The organism is Microbacterium sp. Leaf179 (assembly GCF_001423785.1).
Classification (GTDB): domain Bacteria; phylum Actinomycetota; class Actinomycetes; order Actinomycetales; family Microbacteriaceae; genus Microbacterium.
In genome coordinates this window covers 419492-440573 of sequence record NZ_LMPH01000002.1, presented here as the reverse complement: position 1 = coordinate 440573, position 21082 = coordinate 419492, and the positions used below count along the sequence as shown (strand labels likewise).

The following is a 21082-nucleotide window of genomic DNA, read 5'->3' as shown; positions in this document are numbered from 1 at the left end:
CCATGAAAGGACTCGCCATGAGCACGCAGTACACGTTCACCGATCCCACGAAGCTCTACGCCGACATCGAGCCCCAGGCGCAGGACCAGCCCGAGCCCGGCCTCGACGCCGAGCTGACCCCGAAGGCCGCGCTCGGTGAGGACACCTACGTCGGCAGCGAGCGGCTGAAGGGCCGCAAGGCGCTGATCACCGGAGCCGACTCGGGGATCGGTGCGGCCACCGCGATCGCGTTCGCCCGCGAGGGGGCCTCGGTGGCGATGTCGTACCTGCCGGAGGAGAAGGTGGATGCCGACCGCATCGCCGGAATCCTTCGTGAGGCCGGCGCGACCGTCGTGCAGATCCCCGGCGACCTGCGCGAGCGCGAGTACGCCCGCACGCTGGTCGAGGAAGCGGTCGAGGGCCTCGGCGGCCTCGACATCGTCGTCAACAACGGCGGCAAGCAGATCTTCAACGAAGACCTGACGACGCTGGACGACGAGCAGTTCGACGACACGTTCAAGACCAACGTCTACGCGATGTTCTGGATCTGCAAGGAGGCCATCCCGCACCTGCCCGCCGGTTCGGCCATCATCAACACCACGTCGATCCAGGCGTACTCGCCCGCGCCGATCCTGGTCGACTACGCCTCGACCAAGTCGACGATCAACACCTTCACCAAGGCCCTCGGCCAGCAACTCGCGCCCAAGGGCATCCGCGTGAACGCCGTGGCTCCCGGCCCGATCTGGACGCCGCTGCAGGTCACCGACGGTCAGCCGAACGAGAAGGTCGACGAGTTCGGCGAGGAGACGCCGCTCGGGCGCATGGGCCAGCCCGCCGAGCTCGCCCCCGCGTACGTGTACCTCGCCTCGGCGGAGTCGAGCTACGTCATCGGCGAGACGCTCAACGTCAACGGCGGCATGCCGACGCCGTAAGCGTGACGCGCAGAAGGGGCCGTCGTCCGGGACCGGGCGGCGGCCCCTTCGTCTGCGGTGCGCCACCCCCCCCTGTTGAGTGTCCGACACACGCCGCGTTCGCGGTCGGCACTGCGGCGTGTCGTGGACACTCAACAGGGTGGCGTCCTGCTCAGGCGGTGAGCGGCTTGCGGTAGAAGATCTCGCCGTCGGCGGTGGTCTCGGTGCGGTGATACCCCTCGCGCTCGTACAGACGCTGGTTGGCTTCGCTCAGACCGCCGGTGAAGAGCTCCGCCTCGGTGGCGCCGGCTTCGCGTCCGCGTTGCTCGACCGCTCCCAGCAGCAACGTTCCGAGACCGGCGCCCTGCTGATCGGGGGCGATCGCGAGGCGCCCGATCAGCAGCAGTTCCCCGTCGCGGCGCGCGCGGACGGCGCCGACGATCCGGTGTCCGTCGACGGCGACGCAGCCGAGGTTCTCGACCAGCTCGGCTTCGAGCTCGGGCAGGGTCTGCGTGAGCGGAGGCATGTCGGGATCGCCGTAGATGAGCGCTTCGCTCGCGAAGGCGGCGCGCTGGATCGTGAGCACCTCTCCGGCGTCGTCGGGATGGATGGGGCGCACGGCGGGCGAGTCGGCCACGGGTGTCTCTCCTGGTGAGTCGGGGTGAGGGGGGTTAACTATCATGGGCATGAGCGGTCCGTTTTCCAGCGGTTCGCCGTCCTCGCCTATGAACGATTTCTTCGACTCGCGCGTCCGCACCGATGACGTGGCCGACACGCAGGCCTGGCTGCAAGAGCAGTACGGGCGGGTCGACGTGCTCGCCGAGAGGGCCTCGATCGCGGAGCACGCGGTCGGTGATGCGGCGTTCGCCCTGCGACACCTGACCTGGGACTGCCGGGCCGAGATCGTCTACGAGGCGGACCGGTTCTACTTCGCCACCTCGAACCCCGGGTTCTCGTGGACCATCGGCTCCGAATCCGGCGACTACAGCGTGGAGCCCGGCATCGTGCAGCCCGGTCGCGAACTCATCGGGCGACCGATCGACACGACGGTGCAGCTCGTGGCCTTCGACGCCGAGTGGCTGAGCGAGACGGCCCGCACGATCTACGGCGACGAGACGCTCGTGGCCCGGTTCTCCGGCACGGGACCGGTGTCGCGGCGCCTGGGCGAGTACTGGCTCGCGACGCTGCGGTGGTCGCTGACGCAGGTCCCCCTGCTGGCGGAGCCTCTCGTGCGGGCGCACGTGCGACGCGCCCTCGCCGCGGCGACGCTCGAGGCGTTCCCGCTCGTGGGCGACGCACGCGAGCGGCGGGCGTCGGCCCTCGAGCAGGCGACGATCTACACCGCCGCGACGTCGTGGATCGACGATCACGCGTCGTTGCCGGTGACGGTCGACGACGCGGCGCGTGCCGTCGGCACGTCTGCCACCGGTCTGCGTCGCGCATTCGCGGCCAACGGGCAACTTGCGTCCTCTCCCGAGGAGTACCTGTCCGCGGCGCGTCTGAGCGCGGCTCACGCCGACCTCCTCGACGCCGACGCGGGATATGCGTCGGTCGCGGAGGTCGCCGCCCGATGGGGTTTCGCCGATCCGGACGCCTTCGTGCGGTCGTACGTCGAGGTGTATCGCGTCGCACCGCAGCGCACGCTCGAGCGGTGATCGCCGGGTGCTGACCGAGGGACTCTGATCGCTCAGCGGTCGCGGTCGGTGTACTCGCCGGGGTTGTCGAGGTCTTCGTGCGCCTCGTCGCCGCTCGGCAGCTCGACGTCGGTGTAGGCGCCGGCCTCGTCGGTGCGGGGGCGCGACTCGCTCCCGTCGGCGTTCTCGCGGTCGACGTACTCGCCGGGCGCGTCGGCGCTCCCGCGGTCGTCGTCTCCGCCGGGCAGCTGCACGTCGGTGTACTCGCCTTCTTCGGGTCCGGTGCCGTGTCCGTTGACGTCGCGCTCAGTCATGTCCGCCTCCTGGGGGTCGTGATGACAGCGACGCTAGTCCGCGGATGCCGGGGGCGCAGCGGTCTTGACACGGCTTCCGCCGCGCAGCCCGCACGGCGCCGCCCGTGCGACGCCACCCGTGCGGTGCCGCCCGCACGGTGTCAAGGGCGCAGACGAGGGGGCGTCGACCCGGCAGAGTGGGACCATGCCCGCTCTCGCCATCATCCTCGTCATCGTCGGTCTCGTGCTCCTCTTCCTCGGCATCTTCGTCGAGGCCGTGAAGTTCCTGCTCTGGATCGGCGTGATCATCCTGATCATCGGTGTGATCGCCGCGCTCATGCGGTTCATCCGTCGCCAGGTCTGACCGTTCGTCCCCACCCCCGGATCCGACCGAGGTCGGAGCGATCAGAGGCCGTCCCCCGTGTGCCGCACCGACGTGCGTCACGCGGCCGGGGCGGCCTTTCGCGTGAGGCCGGCTCAGACCGAGAACAGGTCGCGACCGCGCGGGGGGCGCAGGGCCGCCACCGCCTCGAGTGCCGGGGCCAGCTCGGGATAGCGGAAGACGTAGCCCGCCTCGGTCAGCACGCGGGGCACCGCCCACCGGCTCTTCAGCACGAGTTCGGGCTCGTTGCGCAGCAGCGCCATCGCCGGATCGAGCATCCACCGGAACGCGGGCAGGCCGATCGGCGCCCGCGCGATGCGCCGGAGCTCTCGCATGAGAGCGCGGTTGTCGCTCACGGCGGGCGCGGCCAGGTTGACCGGACCGACGATGTCGGCGCGGTCGCGCAGGAATCGCACGGATGCCACGACGTCATCGATGTGGATCCAGCTGAAGCGCTGGTGGCCCGAGGTGCGGTGCCAGCTCGACCACGGGCGCCCCGTGGGGCGCGCGCCGATCCCGCGGTATCGGCGGTGGGGGAACCACCAGCTATCGATCTGCGGGCCGCCCAGCCCGAGTCGGGCGAGGGCGAACAGCATGCGGGTCGCGGGACCGTCTCCGAGCACGATCGCCATGCGCAACGCCACCCGGCGCGTGCGGGGCAGCTCTCCCTCGAAGAACGCGCGTTCCCAGCTCGTGGCCACATCGACCGAGAACCCCTCGCCGATCTCGCCGTCGACTTCGTCGTTGCCGTGCTCGGTGGCGTGGCGGTAGATCGTCGCGGTCGAGGCGTTCATCCACACCGCGGGCGGGTGGGCCGCGTGCGCGACGGCGGAGCGCAGGGCACGGGTGGTGTCGACGCGAGAGCGCAGGATCTCGTCACGGTTCGCGTCGGTGTACCGGCACGACACGATCTTGCCCGCCAGGTTCACCAGGACGTCGGCGCCGTCGACGACCCGCGCCACGGCGGCCGGATCGGCCCAGGTCGCGGTGCCGGTGCGGCCGATCGTGTCGACGTCGTAGCCGTCGTCTCGGAACGCGGCGACCAGCGCTCCGCCGACGAATCCGCTCGCTCCGGCGATCACGGCGCGGGGTCGGGGCACGGCATCCTCCTGGGTCGGGTGGCCTCAGCCTAGGGGCGGAGGCGTGCTGATCGCCCTCCTGTTGCTCGACGCCGATGCAGTGCGCGGAACGCGCGGGGAACCCCTGCCACAATGGAGGCCATGCGACGACGGGCACGGGGCGCACGCGTCGCGCGCGGTGGCGTCGCCGCATCGATCGCCACCTTCGTCGCGTTGCTGTCGCACGTGACCGGCGGGGGAGCCGTGCCCGGCTGGATCGGTGTCGTCGTTCCGCTCGCGCTGTCGTTCGTCGCCTGCACGGTCCTGGCCGGCCGACGGCTCTCGGCCTGGCGTCTGAGCGCGGCCGTCGTCGTCAGCCAGCTGCTGTTCCACGCGCTGTTCGTGCTCGGCAGCTACGACCTCGGCGCGGCCGGCCACGTGCACGGGGCCGCCGTCCCGGCGGTCGCCGCGGATCCGGTGGGCGCCGCCCTGACGCCGGATGCCACGATGTGGCTCTGGCACGCGCTCGCCGCCGCCGTCACCTCGCTGGCGTTGCACCGCGCGGAACGCACCCTGGGGGTGCTGCGTGCGCTCGCGGGCCGCGCGGTCGAGGGACTGCGGGCGCGCGTGCGCGTGATGGCTGCGGCGTTCGGGCCCGTGTCGCCGCGCCATCGTGTTGCGGTCGTGGTCGCCGTCGTGCGCCCGACCTCGATGCTGCTCGCCGCGAGCGCGAGGCGTCGCGGGCCGCCGGTCTCGGCATCCTGACCCTGCTCCGCGTCACGCCGTGCCGTGAGCGGTGCGTCCCGGCCGTCTGACGGACCGGGCGGGCGGTCGCGCACGCCGAGTGCTCTCGCGCCGGCGCGACTCCCTTCCACGTCCCCTCGGGACGCCCCCCTTCCTCGGTCATCGTCGAGCGGCGATGTCGTATCCCGTGGCGCACCGCCCCGCGGCGACGTCGACCGCGCGCGGGACCCCGGCCCGTCGTGCACGCGCGCGGCGGCGCCGACCGACGGGCGCCACCCGGTGCCCGGAGAAGAGATCCTCCATGTTCCGTTCCCCTCCCCTCACCCTGCCGGCGCCGGTCGTCGCGGCATCCGCTCCCGACGAGTCCGCCCCGTCGTCCCCGTCGTCCCCGTCGTCCCCGTCGTCCCCGCCGCCCTCGCCCGCCCCCGGCCGCCCCGTCGAGCCCGGGGCGCCGTCATGACGGCATCCACCCCGTCGAGTGTCCACAACACGCCGTCGGAAGACGACGCGGTGCGGCATGTTCCGGACTCTCGACGGTCGGGGAGCGGGCCGGGTGCTCCGCGACGAGGCTGGTTCACCGCGCTGCTGCGCCGGCTGCACTTCTTCGCGGGGCTGCTCGTGGGGCCGTTCATCCTGGTCGCGGCGCTGAGCGGCGCGCTGTACGCCCTCACGCCGTCGCTCGAGAGGGTCATGTACGCGCACGAGGTGACCGCCACCTCCACTCTGGTCGGGATGCCGCTGGCCGACCAGGTCGAGGCGGCCGAGGCCCACGTGGGCGGCGGGGCCTCACCGGTCGCCGTGCGGCCCGCCCCCGCGCCCGGTGACACCACACGCGTCCTGTTCGCCGACGAGGCACTGCCCGAAAGCACCACGCGGGCGATCTTCGTCGACCCCGCGACGGCCGAGATCCGCGGCGACCTGCCCGCGTACGGCACGAGCGGCGCGCTGCCCCTGCGGCACTGGATCAGCGACCTGCACCGCTCGCTGCACCTGGGCGAGCCGGGCCGGATGTACAGCGAGCTCGCGGCATCGTGGCTCGGGATCGTCTCGCTCGCCGGCCTCGGACTGTGGCTCGGCCGCTTCGTGCGCAGCCGCCGCGGGCGCCGCGACCTGCTGCGCCCGAACCGCGCGCACCGGGGGTACCGCAAGCTGTCGGGCTGGCACTCGGCCGTCGGGATCTGGGTCGTGCTGGGCGCGGTCTTCCTTGCGGCGACGGGCATCACCTGGTCGGCCTCGGCGGGCGCGCACGTCTCCGACCTGCGTGCCGCGATCGGTGAGGGGACTCCCGCGTTGACGACCTCGCTCGGTGCGGAGGCGGAGGCCGGCGGCGAGCACGCCGGACACGGCGGCGGGGCGCACGCCGACACCCCGGGGGCGGCGGACCCGGCCACGTTCGACGCCGTCCTCGCCGTCGCGAAGCGCGTCAACGTCAACACCGGCGACGTCGAGATCCGCCCGCCGGCCGCCGTCGGAGACGCCTGGGTCGTGCAGGAGGTGCACCGCAGCTTCCCGACCGAAGTGGATGCCGTGGCCATCGACGCATCGACCCTGCGCGTGACCGATCAGGTCGACTTCGCCGACTATCCGCTGCTCGCCAAGCTGTCGCGCTGGGGCGTCGACCTGCACATGGGCACCCTGTTCGGTCTCGTCAACCAGCTCGTGCTGTTCGCCCTGGCGATCGGCATCGCCGCGCTCGTCGTCTGGGGCTACGCGATGTGGTGGAAGCGCCGCCCGACCCGCGGCCTCGCGTCGGCGCCGGCACGCGGCGCACTGCGCGGGGCGCCCTGGTGGGGGATCGGGGCGGTGCTCGTGGTCGCGGTGGCGATCGGGCTGTTCCTGCCGCTGGTCGGCTACACGCTCGCGGCGTTCGTGGTGGTCGACGTGCTGCTCGGCCTCTGGGCGCGGCGGCGGACCGGGGTAAGGCGACCCGCGGCGTGACGGCCCACGGTGTGACGGCGCGGCGCCCGGCCCCCGCGAGGCGGCCCGCTCAGTGCTCGAGCAGCAGGTGCATCGTCACCGAACCCGTCGTCGGCTCGGTGAAGCCCAGGCTGCGGTACAGCGCCTGACCCGGAGGGTCGGCCAGCAGGGTCACGTAGGCACCCTCGGGGGCCTTCGCGCGGATCTCCGCGAGAAGGTCCTCGAGGATGCGGCGGCCGAGACCGCGTCGCTGGTACTCGGGCAGCGTGGCCATGTCGGCGATGAGGAAGTACCACCCGCCGTCGCCGACGACCCGGCCCATCGCGATCGATCGACCCGTGGCATCCACGATCCGACGCCAGGCCCAGCTGTTCGCGAGCGCGGGCGCGCCCTGATCGGAACGCTTGGGGGTCAGGCCCGAGGCACGGCGCAGCTCGAGGTAGTCGTCGAGAGAGGGGGCGAGGGGTTCGAGGCGGAGGTCGGGCATGCCTCCACCTTCGCGCATCTCCGTCTCGCGAGGGAGGCGGCGTGCGAAGCGGGTCCGTAGCGTGGAAAGCCCCCCTCGGAAGGACTCCCGTGACTCTCGCCCGTCGCCTCGCCGCCGCCCTCTCGATCGCCACGATCGCCGCCCTCACCGCGTGCACCAGCTCCGCGCCCGACACTCCCGCGACTCCCGCGGCCTCGGTCGAGGTGCCGGCCACCCCCGTGGGGGAGCGGCTGACCTGGGTGATCGACGTGCTCGAGGCCGAGGCCGACACGACGGCCGGCGACTGGTCGCGCGTGCTGCACGAGGACTTCCAGCAGCAGGTGTCGGCCGACGACATCGCCGAGCTGCTCAATCGGCAGATCCGCCCGGCGGCGCCCTTCACCGTGACCGCGTACCAGGGCACCGAGACCCAGGCAGTCGCGACCCTCGCCGGGACGCTCGGCGACCCGTTCGATCTCTCGCTCGCGATCGACGGCAACGACCGCATCACCGGCATGGTGTTCGCCCCGGTCGCCGAGCCGTGGGAGCCCTCCGCCTCGCTCGACGAGGTGGAGCAGCGCCTGGGCGATCTTCCCGGCGAGGTCAGCGCGCTGATCCGGCGCGGAGACGACGACGTCGTGGCGATGGACACCGAACGGGCAGCTCCCCTCGCCTCGATCTTCAAGCTGTACGTGCTGCTCGCGGCGGCCGATGCCGTGGCATCCGGGGATCTCGCCTGGGACGAGACGCTCGTGCTCGACGACGCCGATCGCAGCCTGCCCTCGGGCGAGCTGCAGAACGCCCCCACCGGCACCGAGGTGTCGGTGCGCGAGGCCGCCTCGGCCATGATCCGCATCAGCGACAACACCGCCACCGACCTGCTGATCGAGCGGCTCGGGCGTGAGCGCGTCGAAGCGGCGGTCGCACGCAGCGGCCACGCCGACCCCGCGGCGTTGACGCCCTTCCTCTCGACCAAGGAGCTGTTCACCCTGGGTTGGGGCGACCCGGCTCTGCGCGAAGAGTGGGCGCGTGCCGACGACGCCGCGAAGCGCGCGCTGCTCGACCGCATCGACGCCGCCCCGCTGGCCGTCGGCGTCACCGACGTGACGACCCCGGTGTGGCAGGACGGGTTCGACTGGTTCGCCTCGGCCACCGACATCGCCGCCGTGCATCGGGCGCTGCAGCAGACCCAGGATGCCGAGGTGCTCGCCATCGTGAGCGAGAACCCCGGTGCGGGACTCGACGTCGGCACGTGGCCCTACGTCGGCTTCAAGGGCGGTTCGAGCCTGGGCGTGCTGACCGGCAGCTGGTTCGTGCGCGACGACGAGGGGGAGGCGACGGTGGTGCTTCTTCTCTCGGCCGACGACGCGCAGGCCGTGACCGCGGCGATGGGCGACTTCTTCCACCTCGCCGAAGACGCCCTGCGCCTCGCACGCTGAGCCTCGCCGCTGCGGGAGGCCGGGAGCCCGTCGAGGGGGCTGGGACCGTGCGCGGGGGCGACCGGAGGGCCGCCCCCGGCGGGATCACGCGTCGTCGGGGTCGGGCAGGCTCTGGGCGATCTTGCTGGATGCCGCGGAATCACGGCCGACACCGGGCTGGAACTTCGCGATGGGGTCGTCGGCGTCGACGTGCGGTTCGCCCTCGGCGGGAGCGTCCGAAGCCGCGTGCGCGGTGGCCGAGCCGCCGCCGGTGTCCTCGGTGTGCCGCGAGGTCGAGCCGCCCTCGCCGCGGGCGTCGTCGGTGCCCCGCTCGGTGAGGCCGTCGGCGGCGCGGGTGCCGACTCCGGGCAGGTCGTTCTGGCTCGAGATGCCCTGGATGCGGGCTTCGTCGTCGGCGTCGATCTGCGCCGCTCCGACGGCACCGGTGTCGGCGCCGGCGGCGCCGGCGGGCACATCGGCGGCCAGGCCCTCGGGCTCGGGGACGATGTTCTCTTCGTCGGCTCCGGGGAGCCGGTCGGCGGGAGTGTTCATGGCGTTCCTTCCGTGGGGTGTGCCGCCACGCTAGAGGCGACCGCCGACCGGGCGAACGGGCTTGACGACCGCCACGGGGTGCGCAGGGGGCGTCCGGTGGGCCGCGGCCCCGGTGCCGGACGCGCTGGATAGGCTCGGAACCAGCTTCGAAAGGAACCGCAATGCAGCAGCGTCCCCTCTCCCGCACCGGCCGTGACGTCTCGGTGATCGGCCTCGGTACTTGGCAGCTCGGCCCCGACTGGGGCGGTGTCAGCGAAGACGAGGCCCTCGCCGTGCTGGCCGCCTCGGCCGATGCCGGCGTCACGCTCTTCGACACCGCCGACGTGTACGGCGACGGCCGGTCCGAAGAGATCATCGGAAAGTTCCTGAACGACACCGCCGCCACGGGCATCACCGTGGCGACCAAGATGGGCCGTCGCGAAGACCAGGTGCCCGAGAACTACACGATGGAGAACTTCCGTGGGTGGATCGACCGCTCGCGGCGGCTGCTCGGCACCGACACCCTCGACCTCGTGCAGTTGCACTGCCCGCCGTCAGCCGTGATCGACGACGACGCCACCTACGACGCGCTCGACCAGCTCGTCGCCGAGGGCGTCATCGCCGCCTACGGTGCGTCGGTCGAGACGATGGAGCAGGCCCTCTCGGCGCTCCGCCGGCCGAACCTCACCAACCTGCAGATCATCTTCAACCCGTTCCGGCTCAAGCCCCTCGACGAGGTGCTGCCGATGGCGGCCGAGAAGAACGTCGCCGTGTTGGCCCGCGTGCCGTTGGCGAGCGGTCTGCTCTCGGGCAAATACACCGCCGACACGACGTTCGACAAGGACGACCACCGCACGTACAACCGCAACGGCGAGGCGTTCGACAAGGGGGAGACGTTCTCGGGCGTCCCGTTCGCCGAGGGAGTGGCCGCGGCCGACGAGCTCAAGGCCTCGCTTCCCGAGGGAGTCACCCTGCCCGCCGCTACGCTGGCGTGGATCGCCTCGCGCGAGGGCATCACCTCGGTGATCCCGGGCGCCCGTTCGGTGGCGCAGGCCACATCGAACGCCGGGGCCGCACAGCTCCTCGACGAGGGCTTCGACCTCGACGCCTTCGACGCGTTGGTGCGTGACGTCTACGACCGCCGTCTGCGGGCGGAGATCCACCCGCAGTGGTGAGCGTCTGACACGCGAAAGCCGGGTCCGCCCCGAAGGGTGGACCCGGCTTTCCTGTCTATGACGTCAGCTGACGTCGCCGCGCCAGGCGCCGGACTCGGCACCGCGCGACTCGATGTACTTCTTGAAGTTGTCGAGGTCCTTCTTCACCGAGTGGTCGTCGGCGCCGAAGACGGCACCGAGCTTCTCGAGGACTCCGGTGGGCTCCCAGTCGATCTGCACGGTGACGCGCGTCTCGTCGTCGGAGAGACGGTGGAACGTCACGACACCCGCGTGGTTCTCGTCGCCGCCGACGCTGTTCCAGGCGACGCGCTCGTCGGGGTGCTGCTCGGTGATCTCGGCGTCGAACTCGCGCTCGGCACCGGCGATCTTCACCTTCCAGTGCGTGAGGGTGTCGCTCTTCTGCGTGATCGACTCGACGAAGCTCATGAAGTGCGGGAACTCCTCGAACTGCGTCCACTGGTTGTAGGCGACGCGGACGGGAACGTTGACGTCGATGGTTTCGATGACCTGTGCCATGGTGTCCTCTTTCGTGTGGTTTCCGGGGCTGGCCCCAGTCTTCGCGCGTCATGGACGAGCTGCCCCCGGGGTTGAGGGATCGGCTCGCGTGCCCTATAGGCGTGCGCGGCGCGCGGGGTCGTTCGGTGGTCTGCTCCGCGGCTCAGGCGCGGCCGCGCAGGATCAGGTGCCAGTAGACCCACGGCAGTACCCGACGGTCGGCGATCCACGACAGGGCGCGCTCGCGGTACAGCGAACGCCAGAAGGGGATCGTGGGCTGCAGGCGCCCCTGACGATCGAACTCGGCGAAGACGACGGTGCCGCGCGACACCGTGAACGGCACGACGCTGTAGCCGTCGTACTTCGCGGAGGGGGAGCGCCCGGCTCTCACCGCCGTCATGTTCTTCACGAGGGCTTTCGCCTGCTGCCGGATCGCGCCCCCCGAACGGCGGGTCGCCACCGCGGCGGCATCGCCGACCGACCAGATCTCGGGATACCGCGTGTGCTGCAGCGTCTCGGGATCGACGTCGACGAACCCGTGCGGATCGTCGGATGCCGCCAGCCCGCTGCCGGCGATCCACTCCGGCGCCCGCTGCGGAGGGACCGCGTGCAGCACGTCGTACGCCAGGGTCTCTTCGGCCTCGCCGTGACCGATCGTGATCGTCTGCGCCTCGGCATCCACCGATCGCACCTCGCGGCTGTAGTGCACCTCGATGCCGTACTCGTCGAGTTTGCGCTGCAGCTCGCGGTCGATGGCCGGGATGCCGAAGGGCACGGGGTCGGGGGCGACGAAGACCACGCGCAGGTCGTCGCGCACGCCGATCGCCCGCCACCAGTCGCACGCGAGGTACATCGGCTTCTGCGCGGCCGCGCCGCAGGACGCGGGCTCGGGCGGCTGAGTGAACACGACCGTGCCGGAGCGCAGGTCGCGCAGCACCGGCGAGGCTTTCGCGGCGAGGTCGTAGTCGTAGTTCGATATGCCGTTCGGCGCCGCCATGGCCTCGGGCAGGCCCGGGATCTGCTCCCACGCCATGCGCAGGCCGGCGCACACGACGAGCTGGTCGTAGTCGAGGTGCCCGCCCGACACGAGATGCACGCGGCGGGCCGGGGCGTCCACCGTGAAGACCTCGTCGCGCAGCCAGCGCGTACCCGGGGGGATCACGTCGGCCTGCGCGCGGACGGCCTCGCTGGCTCGCGCTGCGCCTCCCGCGATGTGCGACTGGAGCGGCGCGAAGACGTGCCGCGTCCGCGGCTCGATCACGGTGATGTCGCCGGCGCGGGCCCGGTGGAGGCGTCCGGCCACAGACAGCCCGGCGTTGCCCCCGCCGATGATCACGATGCGGGGAGTGTCGGTGCGAGCGACGGTGTGGGGCGAGTCGTGCATGGGGGATCCTCTCGTCTCCCTCACGGTGTCGTCATCGGCAGCGGGATACCACCCGGTTGACAGCGTCGGTCGGGCGGACGACCCGGGCGCTGGGGAACGACGAAGAGGGCTCGCCGTCGGCAGGAGCGCTTCTCCCGCGCCGGAGCGGGGGCGCACCCGTCGAAGCGCGTGGTCCGTGCGCGGGACGCGCCTGTCAAGGGGCGGGACGCGGCCCCGGCGGCATCGTTGGATGGAGGCACCGCCGATCAGCGGTGACGCACCCCGGTGCGTTCGACGAAAGGATTCCCATGAGCGACGCCTCGATCGACCCGTCCCCCGCCGACTCGTCGACCCCCGCCGCCGACGTCGGCATCGCGGGCGTGCAGCCCCTGCGCGACGGCGACACCTCGATCGAACCCGACCCCGCGCTCGACCCCGCCCAGGCGGAGTGGGACGCCACGACGGCCCTCGATGAGGGCGTCGACCCGCAGGACATCGCCCCCGCGACCGCGACGGGCGCAGACCCGGCCGAGATAGCCGCCGACGACACCGACATCCCGTTCGACGACATCCACCCCGGGTCCACCGGCACCGACTCGCAGGGTCAGGACCCGGGCGTCGTCGAGCTCGGCGAAGAGGGCCAGGGCGACCTGGCGCCCGAAGACCTCTGAGCGACGCGAGAGAGGGGTCGGTCCGTTCGGGCCGACCCCTCTCTTCGCGATGGATTACTGCTCGATGAGCTGCGGTTCGCTCTCGTGCGCCCGGATGACGCCGTCGTGGTCGTCGGTGGCCACCGCGATGCGGCGCGGCTTCGCCTTCTCGCTCACCGGGATCGTGACCGACAGCACCCCGTTGCGGTAGGCGGCGCTGATGCCGTCGGTGTCGATGCCCTGGCCGAGGTTGAGCTGGCGGACGAAGGTGGCCGTCTCGCGCTCGCGGGTGATCCACTTGACGTCGTCGCCGGTGGCGAGGGTGCGTTCGGCGCGGATGGTCAGCAGCTGACCGTCGACGTCGATGTCGACCGAGCCCGGGTCGACCCCGGGAAGGTCGGCCGAGAGCACGTAGTGGTCGCCGTCGCGGTAGAGGTCCATCGGCATCCGGCGCGGTCCGCCCCCGCGACGGGCGTCGAGAAGGGTCGACGCGAGGCGGTCGAGGTCGCGGAACGGGTCGTAAGTGGCCATGGTCGGTTCTCCTTTTCGGTCGGTCCGGATGTCGGCATCCGGGGTTCGATGAAGTTGAGCCTTGTGCGCTCAACGTGGCAGCAGATTAGCACTCTCGATGGGAGAGTGCCAAGACTGTTTAGTGTCCAAGACGCGCCGTGCCGGGGCCGGTCTCCGCGGCATGTCCTGGACACTCAACGTGGTGGTGGTGCGGCGCCCGGGCGGGTCGGCCGCCCGAGTGCGCAGCCGCGGTAGCGTCATCGGGTGATGGATGCCGCGGCGAAGCCGCCCCTCGTGCGGGCGCTGTGGGGCGCGACCCACCCGGGGCCGACCCTGGTCGTGACCGTTCTGTCGCTGGCCCTCGGCCTCGCCGCCGGGGTCGAGCCCGGGCGACTCGCGCTGCTGGTGATCGCCGTGTTCGCGGGGCAGGTGTCGGTGGGCCTGTCGAACGACGCGATCGACGGCGCGCGCGACGCCGCCGTCGGCCGCTCGGACAAGCCCATCGCCGGGGGAGCGATCACTCCGGAACGTGCGCTCGGGGTGGCCGTGGCGTCCGCGCTCCTCGCCGTGCTCCTGTCGGTGCCGCTCGGCCCCGGACTCGTCGCCGCGCACGCGGTGGCCTTGGCCTCGGCGTGGGCCTACAACGCCGGGCTGAAGTCGACGCCGGTGTCGATCGTGCCGTTCGTGCTGAGTTTCGGGCTCTTCCCGTCGTTCGCGACGCTGTCCCTCGCCTCTCCCGCGCTGGCTGCCCCGTGGGCGTCGCTCGCGGGAGCCGCCCTCGGCGCGGCCGTGCATCTGACCAACGTCGTTCGCGACCTCGACGACGATCGGCGCACGGGCGTGCGGGGCCTTCCGCACCGCCTCGGTGCGCGGGTCTCGGTGGTGCTCGCGGCGGTCGGCGTCGTCGCCGGAGCGGTGGCGGTGCTGATCGGCACGGATGCCACGGTGCTCGGCGCGATCTTCTTCACCGCCGTCGTCGCGGTGGCGGCCACGGCCGTGGTGCTCGTGCTCGTGCGCGCGCCCGGACGCGCGGTGTTTCAGCTCACGATGCTGGCGGCGCTGCTGCTCGCCGCTCAACTCGTCGTGACCTGACTCCTCCCACCCGGGCGGCTCGTCAGTCGCGGGCGGCGCGATCCAGTCGCATGGCGTACGCGCGCGTGAACAGCGCGCCCCCCGCCCCCCGCAGCATGGTGCGCAGCGCCCCGGTGCGCAGGGGGTGGGCGAGCGGGCCCGTGGCTCGCCCGAGCATCGTGTTGAGCCACGCCAGGCGCGCCGCGTGCCGCGCCGAGGCCAGACGGTCGGTCTCCCATCGTCCGAGGCCGACCGCCTCGCCCGTCCGCACCCACCCGGGCAGCAGCGGGGCCAGCGTGAGGGCGTCGAGCAGTCCGAGATTCATCCCCTGACCGCCGATGGGGCTCACCTCGTGGGCGGCGTCGCCGACCACCACGACGCGTCCGCGCCGCAGCGCCGGGGCCACGGCGCGCCGCACGCGGAACGTCGTCGCGTCGGCGATGTCTACCTCGAGCCCCGCGCGCTCGGCGACGGCCCGCTCGAGGGTGCCGGCGGCATCCGCCACCTCGTCGGTGCCCGCCCACGCCACCAGCCGGCGGCGTCCGCCGGGCAGCGGGAACGATTCCAGCACGCCCTGGCGTTCCAGGTGCACCCGGGCGATCGGGCCGCCGGGAGCGACGACGTCGGCCATGACGTAGCGGTCGGGGTAGTGGTGCGTCCGGACGGCGCCGGGGCGGTACACGAGGTCGCGGCCCGCCCATCCCGAGGCCACGACGACGACGCGGGCGCGGATCTCCTCGTCACCGCGCGGACCGGTGGCGCGCACGCGTACACCCCGGCCGTCGTCGTGCACGGCGGTGATCGCGACCCCCCGACGCACGCGCGGTGCGAGGCCGGTCAGCACCTCCATCGTGTCGGCCTGGGGGAGGGCGGCGACGTACGGATGACGCGCACGCAGGCGGTCGAACCGAATCGCCGCGAGCAGTCGGCCGTCGGCCCGCGCCTCGCCGCGGACGATCGTCTCCGCCCGCGCCAGCAGGGCCTCGGTCGCGCCCGACGCCTCGAGGAGGGCGAGCGCGGGGGAGTGGATGCCGATGGCCCGCGACCCGGATCCGGTGCCGGCGCGCTTCTCGACGATCTCGACGTCGACCCCGCGCACCCGTAGGTCGGCCGCCAGGGCGAGGCCGACGGGTCCGGCTCCGACCACCAGCACCTCAGGCACGCTCCGCCCGCCCCTCGGCCACGGCGAGAACACGGAAGGGCGCCGGCGTCTCGACCCGCCAGGGCCCGCCGAGCGCGGCGGCCAGCTCGGGGGCGCGATAGCTGCGGCGGATCGAGCGCAGTCCGTCGACGCGCAGGAACGTGCCGGCCGACAGCGGGGCGATCCCCGCGGCGTACAGGGCGTAGGCCAGTCGACCGCGGGCGATGTCGGCGTGCAGCACCCGACCGCTCGAGAGGGCGAGCGAGTCCTCGGCGAACGTCGCCAGGGCCGCGGCGTCGAGGTGGTGCAGCACGTGGTTCGACACGACCAGGTCGTAGCGTTCGCCCGCGGCGCGCAGGGCGCCCGAGTCCTGGGCCACGAACCGCACGCCCGGTCGTTCGCGCGCGCGGGCCGAGGCGATGGCGCGGGGGTCGGGATCGGCGCCGGTCCACTCGACGTCGAACCCGTCGCGCGCGGCCAGGCCCGCCAGACGGACGGCGACGTCGCCGCCGCCGCACCCCAGGTCGAGCGCGCGGGCGGGGCGGCCGAGCGCCTGCAACTGCGGGCGGACGCGCGTGCGGTACACGTGCCCCCAGGCCGAGACCAGGCGGTTCACGACGTCGAACCGCCGATACGTCGCCGCCAGGGCGCGCGGGTCGCAGTCGGGGTCGTCCATCAGCTCGGTGAGCGCCGCATCGCGTCGGGCGAGGCTGCGCCAAAGGCCGGTCGCTCCGTCGCTGGTGGCGGGGCCTCGCGCGGCGCTCACGGGCGGCGCAACGTCAGGCGCGCCGCCTCGACCGTCAGGCCGGGGCCGAAGGCCAGCGCGGCGATCCGCTCCCCGTCGGGGTGCGCGACGTCGGCCAGCAGGTCGCGCAGGATGAACAGCAGGGTCGCACTCGACATGTTGCCGTGGGCGCGCAGCACCTCCCGCGAGGGGGCGAGGGCGGCGGCATCCAGAGCGAGAGCGCTCTCGACGCGGTCGAGGATGCTGCGGCCGCCGGGATGCACGGCCCACGCGTCGACGTCGTTCAGGTCGCCGAGCACGTCGGCGGCGATGCCGGCGATCTCGCGCCCGATGATGCGCGGCACCTCGGGGGTGAGGGTCATCTCGAACCCGGAGTCGCCCACCGTCCATGCCATGTCCTTCTCGCCCTCGTCGGTGACGTGGGTGGCGAAGTCGTCGAGGTCGAGGCCGGGGTGCGATGAGTCTCCGGATGCCACGACCGCGGCCGCCGCGCCGTCGGCGAACACCGAGGCGGCGACGATCTGGTCGGGGTGCGACGAGGTCTGCCAGTGCAACGAGCACAGCTCGGCGCACGCCACGAGCACGACGGCGTCGGGGTCGGCGGCCACGATGCGCGCCGCGAGCCGCAGTGCGGGGATCGCAGCCGCGCACCCGATGAAGCCGAGGTGGTACCTCTCGGCCGAGGTGGGCAGGCCGAGGTCGCGCACGAGGTGGTAGTCGGGACCCGGCGCGAACATGCCGGTGCACGAGACGGTCACGACGTGCGTGATGGCATCCGGCGTCCGCCCCGAACCCTCGATCGCCGCGCGCGATGCCTCGGCGAACAGGGCGGGTGCGGTGCGGCGGTACTCCGCGTTGCGGGCGCCCGTGGACGGCATGAGCAGCGTGTCGCCGTCGCGGACGCCGAGCCCGCCCCCGGTGCCGCCGGCGAGCTGCGGCAGCACGACGTGGCGGGTGTCGATGGCGGCGGCATCGAAGGCCGCACCCACCAGACGTTGGCCCTTGCGGTCGAACCCGGGCTGCGCGGCGAAGAGGTCGCGCAGGGCCGATTGCTCGACGCGGGTCTCGGGCAGGGCCGTGCCGATCGAGAGGATGCGCGCGGTCATGCCTCACTGTAGACACGGATCGGAGCACCGGCGGCGGGGATAGCGCGGTGTCGGTGCGGCGTCTATGGTGACGCGCGGCCTCGCGTGAGCCGAGACGTCACGGAGTGCGCCGACTTCCCATCCCGTAGACGACGACGTTGACGGCGGGGACGGCGAGAAAAAGCATCCAGGACCACGCCCAACCCCCGGCCGCCCCGAGCGCGAAGGCCAGAGAAACACACACCGCCTGCACGATCAGCGCCGCCACGACGCCCCAACCGCCGCCGAGGGGTCGCCTCGGCACCGAAGCATCGTCGATGCTCATTCGCCCCATGACACGCCACCGTATCCGGGTGTCGCGGAGGACGTCCATCTCGTGCGCGCCCGGTCTGCTTCTCGCCACCCGCGCGTGGGGCGGAATCCGTCGGTTCCGTGCCACAGGGGGACGGTGTTCTCACCTCGCGCCGAGGGTCAGGCGGCCAGGACGCTCGGCAGCAGCAGGCTCGAGATCGCACCGCGGTAGTCGTCGACCATGCGCTTGCGGTCGATGCGCGTGCGTGCGGCGAGGGCGGCGCGGCGCAGCTCGCCGCGGCGGCACAGCGCGTCGTCCCAGGCGGCGGCGATCGCGGCGGCGTCGCGGGGCGTGACCAGGCCGAAGCCCGCGACCATCCGGGCGGCGTCGCCGACGTCGGTGGTCACGGGGACGGCTCCGGATGCCGCTCCCTCGGCCAGGCAGAGGGGTGAGGCTTCGCCGAAGGCGCTGGTGAGGGCCACGATGTCGGCCGCGCGATACAGCTGCGGCATGTCTTCGCGCAGTCCCAGGGCGTGCAGCGCCACCGTGCCGTCGATGCCGTTCTCGGCGAGCAGGGCGGTGAACAGGGGATTGTCGCGGGTCATGCCCGAACCGCACATGACGTAGTGGGCGCCGGGGGAGTGCGCCGCATGGCGCGCCACCGCCGCGAGGAACAGCCCCGGGTCTTTCATGGCGTCGAAGCGCGCCGCCAGCAGCACGACGGGGGCGGACTCCGGGATGCCGAGACCCTCGCGGATGCGGTGACGCTCGGCCCGGGTGCCCGGGCGGAAACGACGGGTGTCGATGCCGTTGTCGATGACCCACGCCTGCTCGGTGACGACGCCGGCGCGGGCGTAGGCGGTCGACGTCGACGAGGCGCAGGCGATCGTGGCCGACACGGCGCCGGAGGCCCCGGCATCGCGCAACCACCCGAGCGCCGGCCCCGAATGCGTGGGATCGGAGCGATGCAGGCACGCCGCCACCGGCCGTGCGGGCAGGAGCCCGGCGCGATCGAGGGCCACCACGAGGCTGAGCGGCTGCTCTTTCAGTGAGAGCACGACGTCGGCGTCGGCGAAGAGATGGGCCGACCGCTCAAGTTCGGGCCGGGTGAAGTCTTCGGGGTGCACCGGGTGATCGCCCGCGATGCGGTCGAGGGCGTCGATGCGCACCCCGGCGCGGCGCAGACGGCGATAGCGCGTGTCATCGCGGGCGAGCTGCAGCGACGCGTCGCGACGGGCGGCGGAGGTGAGCGAGAGCACCCGGTGGTGCTGCGCACCGCCGGCGGCGAGACCTGCGATGACGTCGGAATGCAGAATCCGTGCGCCCCCGGCGAAGAAGCCCTCGTACAACGACAGCACGCGCAGGGGTCGAATCATCGAGGGGCCTTCCGGGGGAGGAGCACCGCTCGTGAGGGTGCTGTCGCCGATCACCGCGGATGCGGTCGTCCCATGCTGAAGGCTCGGCCCGGTGCGGCGGGTTACGCCGTGGAAACCATCGTATGAACGCCCGGACACAGGCCGACGCGCCGGCTCCCGGGGGTGGGAGCCGACGCGTCGGTAGGAAGAGCGGTGGTTCAGGCTCGGGGCGCGACCACCATCGGCTCGACGATCGTGCGGGTGCGCGACCAGGGCCAGCGCGGGGCCGGACGCGTCCCCCGTCGGTCCTCGGCCGCCCTCGGCACGATGCCGTTGCCCATCGCGGTCGACATCGCGATGCTCCACACCGAGCCCGCGTGCTGGGCGTCGTCCTGTGCGCCGTGTTGTCCGTAGATCATCGTCTTCTCCTCGCTCCCGTCTCCCGACGGAACTGTCCTTGTTCCGTCTTAGACCGGCGGCGAGCGGCGGGGCCCGCCCTTGACAGCGCCGCCCTGCTGCGCATGCGGGGCAACGCCGCGGGTCCAGACGACGGGCCCGGCTCGAGGCGGAGGAGACGAGGGCATCATCCGGCTCCTCCGCGTCGCGACGAGACGGCCTCTGGGATGGAGTCGCTACGATCGGGGGTCGTGCAGACGTCTTCCGATTCTTCGTCGTCCCCCTCGCCGGGGTCCGACCTGGGGCGCGCCCTGCTCGCATACGGCGAGGCTCGGCGCGTCGCCGCCGCCGCCGCCCGCCGCGAACTCGCGCTCAACGAGCTCGACGCTCGCGCGCTCGTGTTCGTCGCCGACAACCCCGGCGCGCGTCCCTCCCACGTGCGCGATCACCTGGGGATCACATCGGCCGGTGTGACCACCCTCATCGACCGTCTCGTCCAGCGCGGCGCCGTTCGCCGCGATCTCGACGAGGACGATCGGCGGGTCAACCACATCACGGCGACGGTCGATCTCGACAGCCCCCCGTGGAGCGCGCTGCGGGCTTTCGACGACGGCATCGAGGCGGTGATCGCCGGCCTCGATGCGGAGCGCGCGGCTGCGGCGGCGTCGCTGCTGCAGCACCTCATCGCGACGGTGGCGATAGCGGCCGAGCGCTGAGTCGCCACGCTGAGGCGTGACCGCTCGACCTCCACACCGCGGTGGAGGCGAGGGTGTCAGGCTCGCGCGAGGAACGCCTCGGACCGGGCCTGCAGGAACGAGCACAGTGCCGCCAGGGTGGCCAGCTCGCCGGACAACGCCATGACCCGACCGGCGGGCAGCGGAGCCGCGTCTTCTCGAGGTTCGAAGGTGACGGCCCAGTCGGTCGATCCGACCTCGCTGCTCGGCGCCACGTAGAAGGTCGTCGAGACGCTGCGCAGCTGCGCGGCGACGAGGCCGGCGTCGGCGCCGTCTTCGCCATCCTGCGGGATGACGCGCAGGATCTCCGCGTCGTCGAACCCGAGCGCCCGGAAGTCGTCGACCCACTCCTGGAGCGTGCTCATCGTGCGAAAAGGCATCGGCATCCCCTCGGGTATCGGCACACCCGGCGGCGGCTGCCTCCATTATGTCCGTGCCGGGGCTCCCGCGCGGGGTGGGCCGTCTCGGTGCGGGGTCACGAGCGCCGTACCGAGACGATCCGACCGTCGCGCCGGGGAACGGGGGACGCCGGATGCCGCACCCCGAAGGAGCTGCGTCCCAAATCTTCCCGAGCACGGCGGTGGCGGTCAATGCGATGTGAGACGGGTTGCGCGCCCCGGCCGGAGGTGCGCGCGCGGCGGCCGACGGCGCTGTGGCTGCTTGCTATGAATTGCCCCAGTACGCTGGAACGTGGATGGGGGGCATCCAGGTTTCGTGCACGGACGCCCGCGGAGCGC

25 protein-coding genes are annotated in these 21082 nt (G+C 72.6%); 10 read left to right on the top strand and 15 right to left on the bottom strand.

The annotated features are described in order from the left end of the window. Nucleotides 1-17: 17 nt before the first annotated feature. Nucleotides 18-911: an SDR family oxidoreductase gene (locus tag ASF96_RS09565; protein WP_055938506.1), complete on the top strand. Its 894-nt coding sequence runs from the start codon at nucleotides 18-20 to the stop codon at nucleotides 909-911. Between the two features lie 151 nt (nucleotides 912-1062). Here the strand turns inward: ASF96_RS09565 and ASF96_RS09560 are convergent, their stop codons facing one another. After that, a complete protein-coding gene (locus tag ASF96_RS09560; RefSeq protein ID WP_055939404.1) occupies nucleotides 1063-1572 on the bottom strand; it encodes a GNAT family N-acetyltransferase in 510 nt (169 codons plus the stop codon). A gap of 43 nt (nucleotides 1573-1615) precedes the next feature. On the opposite strand from ASF96_RS09560, the gene ASF96_RS09555 reads away from it, so the two are divergent. Continuing rightward, entirely contained in the window at nucleotides 1616-2545 is a 930-nt protein-coding gene (locus tag ASF96_RS09555; protein ID WP_055938503.1) for a helix-turn-helix domain-containing protein, read from the top strand. A gap of 32 nt (nucleotides 2546-2577) precedes the next feature. Here ASF96_RS09555 and ASF96_RS09550 read toward each other — a convergent pair whose 3' ends face one another. Next, a complete protein-coding gene (locus ASF96_RS09550; protein WP_055938500.1) occupies nucleotides 2578-2838 on the bottom strand; it encodes a hypothetical protein in 261 nt (86 codons plus the stop codon). 184 nt (nucleotides 2839-3022) lie between these two features. Here ASF96_RS09550 and ASF96_RS17255 point away from each other — a divergent pair, with 184 nt between their 5' ends. Further along, on the top strand, nucleotides 3023-3181 hold the full coding sequence (locus ASF96_RS17255; protein ID WP_181015936.1) for a hypothetical protein: 159 nt from the start codon (nucleotides 3023-3025) through the stop codon (nucleotides 3179-3181). Between the two features lie 113 nt (nucleotides 3182-3294). Here ASF96_RS17255 and ASF96_RS09545 read toward each other — a convergent pair whose 3' ends face one another. Continuing rightward, the gene (locus ASF96_RS09545) at nucleotides 3295-4299 is read right to left on the bottom strand and encodes an epimerase (RefSeq protein ID WP_055938497.1); all 1005 of its coding nucleotides are present in this window, start codon (nucleotides 4297-4299) and stop codon (nucleotides 3295-3297) included. 120 nt (nucleotides 4300-4419) lie between these two features. On the opposite strand from ASF96_RS09545, the gene ASF96_RS09540 reads away from it, so the two are divergent. Both ASF96_RS09540 and ASF96_RS09535 read left to right on the top strand, forming a co-directional pair. Continuing rightward, complete coding sequence (locus tag ASF96_RS09540; RefSeq protein ID WP_156458795.1) at nucleotides 4420-5022, top strand: hypothetical protein; 603 nt, start codon at nucleotides 4420-4422, stop codon at nucleotides 5020-5022. A 435-nt stretch (nucleotides 5023-5457) separates the two neighbouring features. Continuing rightward, nucleotides 5458-6939 carry a PepSY-associated TM helix domain-containing protein gene (locus ASF96_RS09535; protein ID WP_082509531.1) on the top strand — a complete coding sequence of 494 codons (1482 nt, stop codon included), beginning with the start codon at nucleotides 5458-5460 and terminating at the stop codon, nucleotides 6937-6939. A gap of 49 nt (nucleotides 6940-6988) precedes the next feature. Here the strand turns inward: ASF96_RS09535 and ASF96_RS09530 are convergent, their stop codons facing one another. Further along, complete coding sequence (locus ASF96_RS09530) at nucleotides 6989-7405, bottom strand: GNAT family N-acetyltransferase (RefSeq protein ID WP_055938493.1); 417 nt, start codon at nucleotides 7403-7405, stop codon at nucleotides 6989-6991. A gap of 89 nt (nucleotides 7406-7494) precedes the next feature. Between ASF96_RS09530 and ASF96_RS09525 the strand changes: the two genes are divergently transcribed. Then, nucleotides 7495-8823 (top strand): Cpe/LpqF family protein, encoded by a 1329-nt coding sequence (locus tag ASF96_RS09525; protein WP_055938486.1) that lies wholly within the window; start codon nucleotides 7495-7497, stop codon nucleotides 8821-8823. Between the two features lie 84 nt (nucleotides 8824-8907). On the opposite strand, the gene ASF96_RS09520 is transcribed toward ASF96_RS09525, so the two are convergent. After that, the gene (locus tag ASF96_RS09520; RefSeq protein WP_055938483.1) at nucleotides 8908-9354 is read right to left on the bottom strand and encodes a hypothetical protein; all 447 of its coding nucleotides are present in this window, start codon (nucleotides 9352-9354) and stop codon (nucleotides 8908-8910) included. 161 nt (nucleotides 9355-9515) lie between these two features. Between ASF96_RS09520 and ASF96_RS09515 the strand changes: the two genes are divergently transcribed. Beyond that, nucleotides 9516-10508, top strand: coding sequence for an aldo/keto reductase (locus tag ASF96_RS09515; RefSeq protein WP_055938480.1), 993 nt, complete (start codon nucleotides 9516-9518; stop codon nucleotides 10506-10508). 63 nt (nucleotides 10509-10571) lie between these two features. Here the strand turns inward: ASF96_RS09515 and ASF96_RS09510 are convergent, their stop codons facing one another. Beyond that, nucleotides 10572-11024 (bottom strand): SRPBCC family protein, encoded by a 453-nt coding sequence (locus tag ASF96_RS09510; RefSeq protein WP_055838580.1) that lies wholly within the window; start codon nucleotides 11022-11024, stop codon nucleotides 10572-10574. 142 nt (nucleotides 11025-11166) lie between these two features. Then, nucleotides 11167-12387: an NAD(P)/FAD-dependent oxidoreductase gene (locus ASF96_RS09505; RefSeq protein ID WP_055938477.1), complete on the bottom strand. Its 1221-nt coding sequence runs from the start codon at nucleotides 12385-12387 to the stop codon at nucleotides 11167-11169. Nucleotides 12388-12674: 287 nt separating this feature from the next. Here ASF96_RS09505 and ASF96_RS09500 point away from each other — a divergent pair, with 287 nt between their 5' ends. After that, on the top strand, nucleotides 12675-13037 hold the full coding sequence (locus ASF96_RS09500) for a hypothetical protein (RefSeq protein ID WP_055838574.1): 363 nt from the start codon (nucleotides 12675-12677) through the stop codon (nucleotides 13035-13037). 54 nt (nucleotides 13038-13091) lie between these two features. On the opposite strand, the gene ASF96_RS09495 is transcribed toward ASF96_RS09500, so the two are convergent. Further along, nucleotides 13092-13547, bottom strand: coding sequence for an Hsp20/alpha crystallin family protein (locus tag ASF96_RS09495; RefSeq protein ID WP_055938475.1), 456 nt, complete (start codon nucleotides 13545-13547; stop codon nucleotides 13092-13094). A 246-nt stretch (nucleotides 13548-13793) separates the two neighbouring features. On the opposite strand from ASF96_RS09495, the gene ASF96_RS09490 reads away from it, so the two are divergent. Beyond that, complete coding sequence (locus tag ASF96_RS09490; protein ID WP_055938473.1) at nucleotides 13794-14618, top strand: UbiA family prenyltransferase; 825 nt, start codon at nucleotides 13794-13796, stop codon at nucleotides 14616-14618. Nucleotides 14619-14640: 22 nt separating this feature from the next. On the opposite strand, the gene ASF96_RS09485 is transcribed toward ASF96_RS09490, so the two are convergent. The 6 genes from ASF96_RS09485 to ASF96_RS09460 all read right to left on the bottom strand — a co-directional run bounded on the left by ASF96_RS09485 (nucleotide 14641) and on the right by ASF96_RS09460 (nucleotide 19634). After that, nucleotides 14641-15759, bottom strand: a complete 1119-nt coding sequence (locus ASF96_RS09485; RefSeq protein ID WP_055938471.1) for an FAD-dependent oxidoreductase — start codon at nucleotides 15757-15759, stop codon at nucleotides 14641-14643. Beyond that, complete coding sequence (locus tag ASF96_RS09480) at nucleotides 15752-16414, bottom strand: methyltransferase domain-containing protein (RefSeq protein WP_055939398.1); 663 nt, start codon at nucleotides 16412-16414, stop codon at nucleotides 15752-15754. The genes ASF96_RS09485 and ASF96_RS09480 overlap by 8 nt, the downstream gene beginning before the upstream one ends. A gap of 86 nt (nucleotides 16415-16500) precedes the next feature. Further along, nucleotides 16501-17589 (bottom strand): type III polyketide synthase, encoded by a 1089-nt coding sequence (locus tag ASF96_RS09475; protein WP_055938467.1) that lies wholly within the window; start codon nucleotides 17587-17589, stop codon nucleotides 16501-16503. Between the two features lie 97 nt (nucleotides 17590-17686). Beyond that, entirely contained in the window at nucleotides 17687-17893 is a 207-nt protein-coding gene (locus ASF96_RS09470; RefSeq protein ID WP_200934092.1) for a hypothetical protein, read from the bottom strand. Nucleotides 17894-18039: 146 nt separating this feature from the next. Then, nucleotides 18040-19236, bottom strand: coding sequence for a glycosyltransferase (locus ASF96_RS09465; protein WP_055939395.1), 1197 nt, complete (start codon nucleotides 19234-19236; stop codon nucleotides 18040-18042). 197 nt (nucleotides 19237-19433) lie between these two features. Next, entirely contained in the window at nucleotides 19434-19634 is a 201-nt protein-coding gene (locus ASF96_RS09460) for a hypothetical protein (protein ID WP_055938459.1), read from the bottom strand. 228 nt (nucleotides 19635-19862) lie between these two features. On the opposite strand from ASF96_RS09460, the gene ASF96_RS09455 reads away from it, so the two are divergent. Further along, nucleotides 19863-20327: a MarR family transcriptional regulator gene (locus ASF96_RS09455; RefSeq protein WP_055939392.1), complete on the top strand. Its 465-nt coding sequence runs from the start codon at nucleotides 19863-19865 to the stop codon at nucleotides 20325-20327. Nucleotides 20328-20383: 56 nt separating this feature from the next. Here ASF96_RS09455 and ASF96_RS09450 read toward each other — a convergent pair whose 3' ends face one another. After that, a complete protein-coding gene (locus ASF96_RS09450) occupies nucleotides 20384-20725 on the bottom strand; it encodes a hypothetical protein (protein WP_070410021.1) in 342 nt (113 codons plus the stop codon). Nucleotides 20726-21082 lie beyond the last annotated feature (357 nt).